Annotated in this window: 12 protein-coding genes; 8 read left to right on the top strand and 4 right to left on the bottom strand. The window is 68.9% G+C overall.

The features are described from left to right. Together ACQKIP_RS32665 and ACQKIP_RS32660 are read right to left on the bottom strand one after the other, a co-directional pair. Positions 1 to 197 (bottom strand): GntR family transcriptional regulator (locus ACQKIP_RS32665; protein ID WP_427744948.1); only part of this gene is annotated, 197 nt, incomplete at its 3' end. A gap of 84 nt (positions 198 to 281) precedes the next feature. Next, positions 282 to 1,151: a 4a-hydroxytetrahydrobiopterin dehydratase gene (locus ACQKIP_RS32660; protein ID WP_365853897.1), complete on the bottom strand. Its 870-nt coding sequence runs from the start codon at positions 1,149 to 1,151 to the stop codon at positions 282 to 284. Positions 1,152 to 1,316: 165 nt separating this feature from the next. On the opposite strand from ACQKIP_RS32660, the gene ACQKIP_RS32655 reads away from it, so the two are divergent. Further along, positions 1,317 to 1,877 (top strand): hypothetical protein, encoded by a 561-nt coding sequence (locus tag ACQKIP_RS32655; protein WP_365853899.1) that lies wholly within the window; start codon positions 1,317 to 1,319, stop codon positions 1,875 to 1,877. Between the two features lie 216 nt (positions 1,878 to 2,093). Next, the gene (locus tag ACQKIP_RS32650; RefSeq protein WP_365853901.1) at positions 2,094 to 2,837 is read left to right on the top strand and encodes a hypothetical protein; all 744 of its coding nucleotides are present in this window, start codon (positions 2,094 to 2,096) and stop codon (positions 2,835 to 2,837) included. Here the strand turns inward: ACQKIP_RS32650 and ACQKIP_RS32645 are convergent. Both ACQKIP_RS32645 and ACQKIP_RS32640 read right to left on the bottom strand, forming a co-directional pair. Beyond that, positions 2,798 to 3,550 (bottom strand): DUF998 domain-containing protein, encoded by a 753-nt coding sequence (locus ACQKIP_RS32645; RefSeq protein ID WP_365853903.1) that lies wholly within the window; start codon positions 3,548 to 3,550, stop codon positions 2,798 to 2,800. The two genes, ACQKIP_RS32650 and ACQKIP_RS32645, sit on opposite strands and share 40 nt — an antisense overlap. A 96-nt stretch (positions 3,551 to 3,646) precedes the next feature. Further along, positions 3,647 to 4,393, bottom strand: coding sequence for an IclR family transcriptional regulator (locus ACQKIP_RS32640; protein WP_365853905.1), 747 nt, complete (start codon positions 4,391 to 4,393; stop codon positions 3,647 to 3,649). Between the two features lie 165 nt (positions 4,394 to 4,558). On the opposite strand from ACQKIP_RS32640, the gene ACQKIP_RS32635 reads away from it, so the two are divergent. The 6 genes from ACQKIP_RS32635 to ACQKIP_RS32610 all read left to right on the top strand — a co-directional run. After that, a complete protein-coding gene (locus tag ACQKIP_RS32635) occupies positions 4,559 to 5,719 on the top strand; it encodes an amidohydrolase/deacetylase family metallohydrolase (protein WP_365853907.1) in 1,161 nt (386 codons plus the stop codon). Between the two features lie 57 nt (positions 5,720 to 5,776). Next, positions 5,777 to 6,187 carry a hypothetical protein gene (locus ACQKIP_RS32630; protein ID WP_365853909.1) on the top strand — a complete coding sequence of 137 codons (411 nt, stop codon included), beginning with the start codon at positions 5,777 to 5,779 and terminating at the stop codon, positions 6,185 to 6,187. Continuing rightward, positions 6,184 to 6,606, top strand: a complete 423-nt coding sequence (locus ACQKIP_RS32625; RefSeq protein ID WP_365853911.1) for an SFCGS family glycine-rich protein — start codon at positions 6,184 to 6,186, stop codon at positions 6,604 to 6,606. Before ACQKIP_RS32630 ends, ACQKIP_RS32625 begins: the two co-directional genes overlap by 4 nt. Further along, positions 6,603 to 6,938: a DUF4312 family protein gene (locus tag ACQKIP_RS32620; RefSeq protein WP_365853914.1), complete on the top strand. Its 336-nt coding sequence runs from the start codon at positions 6,603 to 6,605 to the stop codon at positions 6,936 to 6,938. The genes ACQKIP_RS32625 and ACQKIP_RS32620 overlap by 4 nt, the downstream gene beginning before the upstream one ends. A 4-nt stretch (positions 6,939 to 6,942) precedes the next feature. Continuing rightward, complete coding sequence (locus ACQKIP_RS32615) at positions 6,943 to 7,731, top strand: DUF4311 domain-containing protein (protein ID WP_365853916.1); 789 nt, start codon at positions 6,943 to 6,945, stop codon at positions 7,729 to 7,731. A gap of 13 nt (positions 7,732 to 7,744) precedes the next feature. Continuing rightward, positions 7,745 to 8,425, top strand: a 681-nt coding sequence (locus ACQKIP_RS32610; protein ID WP_427744942.1) for a DUF4310 family protein, incomplete at its 3' end; no start/stop codon positions are given.

Genomic DNA, 8,425 nt, shown 5'->3' with positions numbered 1-8,425 from the left:
ACATTGCGACTGGAGCCGAACTGCGCCGCCAGCTCGCGCTCGGAGGGCAGCTTGGCCCCCACCGCGATCTCACCGGAACGGATCTCGTGCTCCAGCTGACGCGCGATCCGCTCCGTCAGCAGACCGCGCTCGGCGGGTTCGGATAGGCGACCCGGCTGTGCGGAATCCGGCGGCTGCGAGGAAGCGGACGACTGCATCCCCGCAGCGTACAACCCACCCCAGAACGTTGATCACCACATGCGGGGCGGCACGCCTCACGTCGCGGGGGCGGGGGCAGAGGCTCAGGAGGAACGTTCTGCCGCCGGGAAGGTCTCATAGGACCGTTCGAAAAACTTGGCCAACTGTACGTCCCGATCGGAAATCCGGTGATCGATATCCCAGGTGCTCAGGAAGATACGCACGGTGCGCCAAATGTTCTCCCACGTCGGGTGGTGATTCATGATGTCGCACCCTGCGACGGTGGAATGCATGAAGGAAACCGCACCTTCAAAGGTATGGAAGCGGTACTCCCGGTACAGACCGATCAGTTCGCGTTCGGAGCCCTCGCCACGGGTCGATGTGATCTCACTCCGCCGCCGCTGCACGCTCCACTGACTCAGAACCCCCCGAAGGGCTATGCCGATCTTTTCTTCGCTCAGGGGGTCCGGCAGCTCAGGGGCGGGACGAGGGTAGAGGCCGCCGCTCCGGCCCGGTGTCGAACCCTGCAGCAAATAGATCAAGTGCTTCACGATCAAGGCGACGTCAGCGGCATCGCGGAGTTTCATGGCCTGCCGTGACGAAAGTTCCGAGATCGACTGCGGGAGGGCGTCAGACGGAGGCATCGTGGCCTCGTGGGTGAGGATCGGGACAACATGCTTGCCCGCATTCAACGATTCCTCGATCTCCCGACGGACCCAGTCATCCTGTAGGTCGATCCTGCGTCGCGCCCACTCGTCGGAAGCCGTCATCCAGTTCGGCCCGATGACCACGAGAACGGCTGACGCGTTGTCCAGCGCCTGATGCAGTCGCTCGGGCCAGACTGCCCCCGGTTCCACTCCCGACGTATCGAGGAAAACGGATGCGCCGCCCAACTGTTCGTTCAGCTCCCTCTCGAGCAGCCAAGCCTCGCCCGCGGCGTCCTCCCTGCGATAACTGATGAAGATCTGTTCCATGCGACTGGCTCCCAGATAGCCTGGATTTCACCCTACTCAAGACGCAGGTGGGCGATACCGCGTTCGCAGACCGGCTGCTGTCCGGATGGTCTTGAGGGCGTGATCGGGTCCGGCCGCGGCAGCGGGTACAGTCCCCCCGCGAGCCGATCGGAGCCGGGGGGCAGCGTGAACAGCTCAGTGAGTCAGATCGTGATCGCGGTGCTGGGGATCGGCGGCACGCTTGCGGCCGCCGTCATCACACAGCGCAGCGCCGATCGTGCCAGGGCCCGCGAACTGGAGCACACCAGGCAACTCCAGCAGGACGAGCGCGAGTACAACACCCGCCAGGCCCGGCTCGAGGCACGGCGCACGTGCTACGCCACGCTCAGCGCGGGTACGCGCGACCTGGCGAACGTGATGACGAGGGTCCTGCATGCCCTGGAAAGCGACGAGGTGACCGAGGAGCTGCGGTCCGATCTGGAACGGGCGCGCCGTGAGCACCGTATGCGTCACGCCGAGGCCCAGATGGTGCTGCCCGACTCCGTGGCGACGGCGGCCAGCACCGCCAACCGGCATCTCGGCGATCTCTACGGCCTGCTCATGCGGCTGGACGCGGGCAGGACGCGGCGGGGAGAGGACCTGGCTGCCGCGCGGGAGAGCCTGGACGCGCTGTGGGATCCCCTGTGGAGGATGCGGCACATCATGCGAGCCGACCTCGGGATCACGGAACCCGACCAGGCTCTTTAGGGCCAGTACCGCCTTGCAGCCGGCTACTCCAGCGATCTTGCACGCGGTTGTCGGCAGCGTGTAAGAAGCCTGACGGACTGACCATCGGGCAACGACCCCCGCCTCGCGAGACAACGCGGTGGTGTAGCGAGAGGACCCACCGACGTGAACAGAACAGCGAGACGCGGGCCCCTCTCCCGGCGGCACGCGAGACCGGTCCTGAGTACCGCCGCGCTGGTGCTGTCGGTCGGCGCCGGGCTGACGGCCGACTGCTCGTTCTCCCCTGACGACAGCTACGCGTCCGCTGGCTCTGCCGACTGCGCCGCAGTAGCGGCCGAAGCCCTCGTCCGCGCCAGGGCCGACCTGGAATCCAAAGCCGTCACCCCTCCCGACGGAACTCTCACCCAGGACATATGGAGCGTTCCGGCAGGGTGCGGCGATGAGCTGGATCGCGTGGATGCCGTCCTCGAAGAAGAGCGCATGAAGCTGGTGACCTGGGATGTGCGGGTTGACCGAAGCCGTTTCTACATCGTCGAGCAAGGCCCCGAACCCGCTCTTCCGGAACCGGACTACCTTGCCAAGAAGGTAAAGCGCCACCCCGGCCAGATCACTGTTCCGAGTCCGGCGCGGTACCACGTCGCCCGCGTCGCGCTGAAGCTCGCCGACCGGGCCGCGGCCCCGAAGGAGGGTGACTGGCAGCTCCTGTCGGCGTCGGACTACCGCCCGGTCCACAAAGGGCACATCACCGTCAGCGATGGCGGATACCCCCTCGCGGGGATATCGGCCAGCATGGACCTGAAGCCTTCGGAGCTGCACCTCGACCCCGCCAAGGGCTACCGCGTCCACATCTACGCTTCCGGCCGCGACGACTCGGCGAAACGCCGCTCGGCTGCTGCCGAGGCTGATGACTCGATGAAGATGATGGCAGGCCCGGAGCGGTATTACGTCGTCTTCGTGCCGCTCGACAAGCTCGACAAGTAGGAGGCCGGGCGCATCAGGCCCCGGATGCCGGTCGCCAGCGCCCACGCCAGGAGAGGGAATGCCGCCACCCTCTCCATGCCCCCCATGCCGAGCCCGAGGTAGTGGCGGGAGAGGAACAGTCCAAGGGCCACGAGCGCGATCACCCCCAACAGGCTGGTCGCCCGGCGCAGCGGACGGGGAACGGCCCCCGAGCAGCCAAGTCCCGCCAGGCAGAGGCCGATGTTGCCCAGACCCATGATGAGCAATGCACCCAGGACGTGCTGGTTCTCGTTGACGTCCGCAGGGGCAAGGCCCGCCAGGATGAAACCCACTCCGCCGGCGCCGAGCAGCAGGCGGGCCGTCGTCGCGGCCGCGCCTCTGCGCCACAGCCCTGCACCGGTCAGGACCACCCCCACGACGAGCAACGCCCCCAAGACGACGAACGCCCCGTTCATCAGGCCGTGTTCGGGAGAGCACACATAACGGGACTCGGGATCGGCCTGCAGGGCGCAGTGGGCATTGCCCAGGTCACTGATGTTGTACCGCGCCCAGCTGTACGGTTTCGCCCAGGCCGATTCGGCTATCGCGTGGATGACGAAGAACTGCACGACACCCACGATCCACGCCGCGTACCCGATCCACGCCGCGTACCCGATCCTCGCCGCGTACCCGGTCCGCGCCGCATACCCGGTCCGCGCCTTCACCTTCGCACCCTTTGTGCGCTCAATTTCCATGCCCACAGCGGATCATGAGGCGCTCTGCCCCGGCACTCCGACGGCCACCCGGCCCCGGGTGGGGAAAGCCCCACGGGGAAAACCCCCGGCAGGCCCTCAGAGTCTGCGCGAGACATCCAGCGCCGCCTGCTGCACGGCCGGCGCGAAGGTGCTGAGTTGGTCCTCCGCGACGAGGAAGGTGAGGGCGGAGACCGAGACCGCCCCGACCGGGGTTCCGTCGGCGTCGAGCACGGGGGCGGCGATCGAGCAGATGGAGTCGTCCGACTCCTCGTAGTCGGTGGCGTAGCCGTCGGTGCGGATGCGGGCCAGTTCCTCGGCGAGGGCCGCGCGGTCGGTGTGGGTGCGGGGCGTGCGGGCGGGCAGTCCGGTGCGGTCGAGGATGGCGTCCGCCTCGCTCTGCGGCAGGTGCGCGAGCAGCGCCTTGCCCGCGGCCGAGGTGTGCAGCGGCAGCGGGGTGCCGATGTCGCTGGCGATGCGGTAGGCGTGGCCCGGGTCGACCTTGTGGGTGTACGTGGCGTAGTCGCCGCTGGGCACGGCCAAGTGGACGGTCTGGCCCAGGCGTTGCTGGAGCGCGCGCAGCACCGCGTCGATGCCCACGGCGTCATCGGCGAGGACCAGGGCGGACAGGGCCCGGAGTTGGTTGCCGCTGCCGTAGCGGCCCTCGCCGTCGGCCGCCGCATACCCCTCCTCGATCAGGATCGCGAGGACGCGGTGCGTGGTGGCCTTGGGCACCCCCGAGCTCTCGGCGATCTCCCCGAGGCGGTGCGGCCCGTCCGGCCGGGCCAGCGCGTGCAGGACCCGCAGCGCCTTGGCGACGGAATTAACGGGCTTGCTGCCATCCATTGACCCTCCGGAAGAGCGCGGGCTATGTTGCCAATCGGTCCGTACAGCGGAACGCCATTCTACTCTACGGAACGCTTGCCTGTCCTTCGGCCGTGCCGCACCCACGGGTCGCCTCGCGCCGGACGCTCCACGCATCTATCTCATGCTCGGGAAAGGCGGCCGTCCATGGCTGAACACGGGGCAACAGCCCCGCACCGACAACGATTCGATCTCGTGGTGTCGGGCGGACTCCTTGCCGACCCGCTGCGCGAGACTCCCGAGCCGGGCGACATCGCCGTACAGGACGGCCGGATCGCGCAGATCGCCCCGGCCGGAACCCTCCTCGGCGAGGAGCGGCTCGACGCCTCCGGCCTGCTGGTCGCGCCGGGACTGATCGACCTGCACACGCACGTCTATGCCCCCCGCACCTACCTGGGCGCTCCCGCCGACACGATCGGTGTGCGCCAGGGCGTCACCACCGTGGTGGATGCGGGCAGTTGCGGCAGCGACGACTTCTCCGACTTCACGGACAACGTTGTCCGACCAGCGGTGACGCGGGTACTGAACTGGCTGAACATCTCCCGCCACGGCCTGGTCCACGGACCGCGGGAGCTCTCGCACGGGCCCGGCGACGTGGACGAGGCGGCCACCGAGAAGGCGCTGCGCGACCACCCGGACCAGATCCGCGGCATCAAGGTCCGGATGAGTTCGTCCGTCCTCGGCGACAGCGGGCTGGCCCCGCTGCGGTCCGCCAAGCGGGTCGCCGAGCGGGTGGGCCGACCGGTCATGGTGCACGTGGGCAACGAACCACCGGTGCTGGGTGACGTCCTTGACCTGCTCGGCGCGGGCGACGTCGTCACGCACGCCTTCCACGGCAAGCCCGGCGGCCTCTTCGGCAGCGAACGCCAGGCACGGGCGGCAATCGCACGCGGCGTGCGCCTCGACATCGGCCACGGCAGCGCCAGCCTGTCCTTCGCCACCGCGGAACGGGCGCTGGCCGCCGGGTTCACCCCGTACACGATCAGTACGGATCTGCACGCGCGCAGCCTCGAAGGACCCGTGCACTCACTGGCCACCACCCTCGACAAACTCCTTGCCCTGGGCATGACGCCGCACCAAGTGATCCGCTGCGCGACCCTGCACGCCGCTGATGTGCTCGGTCTTTCAGACGAGTTGGGCACCCTGCGCCCGGGCTCCGCCGCCGATCTGACCCTGCTCCGGCAGCGGCAGGGGCCGGTGACGCTGACCGATGCCGGGGGCGCCACGCGCAGCGGCGACACCCGCCTGGAACCGGTGGCGGCCGTGCGCGCGGGCCGCATCCACCCGGTGGCAGCCGGCCCCGCGTGAAACCACCGGCACAGGCCGCAGCGCACCGACGACAGGCACCACCGGAAGGCCCATGAAGTGAGCACCCCCCTGATCGAGCGGCTGGCCGAGGCGGTACGGGACACCGACCACCCCGTCACCGGAACGGACCGCACCGAACTGCAAGCGTTCCTGCCGCTCACCGGTCGCTACGCGCAGTCCAGCGGCATCGTCTTCGACGACACCCGCGCGCTCGCCCTGGCCGTACACGCACTGGCGTTCGTACGCAGGGTCCGCACCGCCGAGCACCTGGACGCGCTCGACCCCCAACTCGCCGCCGAGGTGGCCCCCGGACGCATGACGGCCGTGCGCCGCCTCATCGACAGCTACTGCACCCCGCGGCAGTTCGCCGCGCGCGACACCGAAGTCCTGCTGCTGGCCCTGCACTTCGAGGCGGCGGCACAGCTGCAGCACGAATCCGACCAGCAGGCAGGAACGACACCGGCATGACTGACACCCGCATGACCGGCACGGGCATGACCGACACACCAGGGAGCACCGCCATGACAGTGAAGATCGTGATCGGACACCGGCTCGGCAAGGGCAACGCGGTCGCCGACGGCGTACGCGCCGCGGGCGGCGAACCCGTCGTCATCCCCGGCCCCGGCGCCGACATGAAGGTGGGCGACGTGATGGCCGCCGAAAACGCCGACCTGGGCATCTCCTTCTGCGGCAGCGGCGGCGCGGGAGCCGTCACCGCCAAGGCCAAGTACGGGCACGAGATCGAGTTCGGCATGCGCTCGGCGCAGGCCGGCGTGACCGCCGTCGAACAGGGCCGCACCGTCCTCGGCTTCGGCTTCCTCGACAGCGAGGAACTGGGCTTCAAGGTCACCGAGGCGCTCCTGAAGAAGCTGGGGAGGACCGCGTGAAGCAGTCCCGCCACACACTGCGCCTCACCGGTACGGGGCCCACCCGCGAGAAGGCCTTCGCCACCGCCATCGGACAGGTCCAGTCGGCGGTGGGCAAGCGGACCGAAGGGGTCTGCTTCCGGGTGGAGCCACTTGAGCTCGAGGTGCTCTCCTCCGCCGAACACCGCTGGACCGAGCGGTTTTTGGGGCTGCTCTTCCCGCGCACCCGCCGGCGCTTCGAGATCACCCTGCGCGTCGAGGTGCAGGTGGCCTTTCTCGATCTGGATGCCGTCGACTTCACGGTGCGCGAGGAGCGGCTCTCCCCGCTCCAGCACGCCCTGCACATGAGGTGACCCGATGAACGAAACCCTCGTCGTCCTGTTGCAGTCCCTGGTCATCGGCGGCCTCATCGGCTTCGGCGCGAGCGCCGGCGTGGCCCGCATGTTCCACGCGCCCAAGGTCCAGGGCATGGGCGCCTTCCGTACCCTGGGCGAGCTCAACGCCTGCCAGAACGACCCCGTCGCGCACTTCTCCTTCGGCCTGGGCTTCCTGTTCAACGCCTGGTCGAGCACGGTCGGCACCGGAGCCCTGACCGGGGACGTCGACCACCGCATCGTGCCGCACTGGACGGCCGCGGTCACCATGGCCAAGAACCGCAACCTCGACCAGACCCTGCACAACCCCCGGCGGATGGCCCTCACCGGCACCGTCGTCGGCATGGTCCTGATCGCGCTGCTCAACACGACGGCGGCCTCGATCCCGCACTCTTTGCAGGATGTCGCCGCCAAGGTCCTGGGGCCCGCCTCGGAATGGCTCATCAATCCGGTGATGCCCATCATCTTCTGGATGGCCGCCGTCGACGCGGGCCGCCGCACCGGAGCCTGGGGCACCGTCCTGGGCGGGCTCGGTCATCTGGTGATGGGCAACGCGGTGCCGGGCATCGTGCTCGGCATCGTCATCGGCAAGGGCGTCGACGACCTGGGCTGGACCAAGGTCACCAAGTCCCTCGCCGGGGCGGTCATCATCCTGTTCGCCGCCAGCACCGTCCTGCGCGGTGCGGACATCACCCTGCTGCAGCAGCTGAAGGTCGACATCCCGCACTGGCTCTGGCAGTTCCACGACGTGACCGGCACCAAGCCCCAGTGAGGCAGGCAGCGCCATGACCGACACATCGACCGCCGCCGCGGGCGACATACCCGCACGCGGCTCCGACACCACCGACCCATCGGCCGGCGGGAAGCCGGAGAAGCCCGGCTTTTTGACCAGGGTTCCGGGAGAAGGCAGCTTCTGGCTCTCCGAGTGGGCTTTCCCCGTCTTCGTCGCCTGCCTGGCCGCGGGGATCTTCACCGGCACACACCTCTATTACGTCTACCACACTGGTGTCTTCAACGAAGTCGCCGTCGTCTCCATGCTCAAGGCCGGTATGGAGGGCGGCAGTTACGGCGCCGCGGCCGCCTTCGGCGCGGGCTTCCTGTTCGCCCGGATCATCGAGGGCCCCATGGTCGGCATCCTCGACATCGGCGGTTCCCTGCAGACCGGCGTGGGCATCGGCATCCCCGCGATGATGCTGTCCGCCGGGTTCACCGCGCCGCTCGAACACTTCTGGCTGGCGATCCCCGTCGGCGCCGTGCTCGGTGCCCTGATCGGCGTCGCCATCCTCGCCATCCGCCGGGCCACCGTGAACTCCACCGGCGGCACCTCCACCTTCGGCGCCGACGTGATGATGGGCGCGGGCAACTCCGCGGGCCGCTATCTGGGCCCGCTGGTCATCATCTCCGCCGCCACCGCCTCCCTGCCCGTCGGCCTCGGCTCGACCATCGGCGCCGCGCTGTTCTACAAG

Origin of the sequence: Streptomyces sp. NPDC059900 (assembly GCF_050270335.1) — a bacterium.
Taxonomy (GTDB): Bacteria; Actinomycetota; Actinomycetes; order Streptomycetales; family Streptomycetaceae; genus Streptomyces.
The sequence above is the reverse complement of the archived record's forward strand: the minus strand, read 5'-3'. Positions and strand labels throughout refer to the sequence as shown.

Coding starts and splice junctions, on each gene's coding strand:
- ACQKIP_RS32640 (WP_365853905.1), bottom strand. CDS start 4,393: ATGGATGGCAGCAAGCCCGTTAATTCCGTCGCCAAGGCGCTGCGGGTC.
- ACQKIP_RS32635 (WP_365853907.1), top strand. CDS start 4,559: ATGGCTGAACACGGGGCAACAGCCCCGCACCGACAACGATTCGATCTC.
- ACQKIP_RS32660 (WP_365853897.1), bottom strand. CDS start 1,151: ATGGAACAGATCTTCATCAGTTATCGCAGGGAGGACGCCGCGGGCGAG.
- ACQKIP_RS32645 (WP_365853903.1), bottom strand. CDS start 3,550: ATGGAAATTGAGCGCACAAAGGGTGCGAAGGTGAAGGCGCGGACCGGG.
- ACQKIP_RS32625 (WP_365853911.1), top strand. CDS start 6,184: ATGACTGACACCCGCATGACCGGCACGGGCATGACCGACACACCAGGG.
- ACQKIP_RS32615 (WP_365853916.1), top strand. CDS start 6,943: ATGAACGAAACCCTCGTCGTCCTGTTGCAGTCCCTGGTCATCGGCGGC.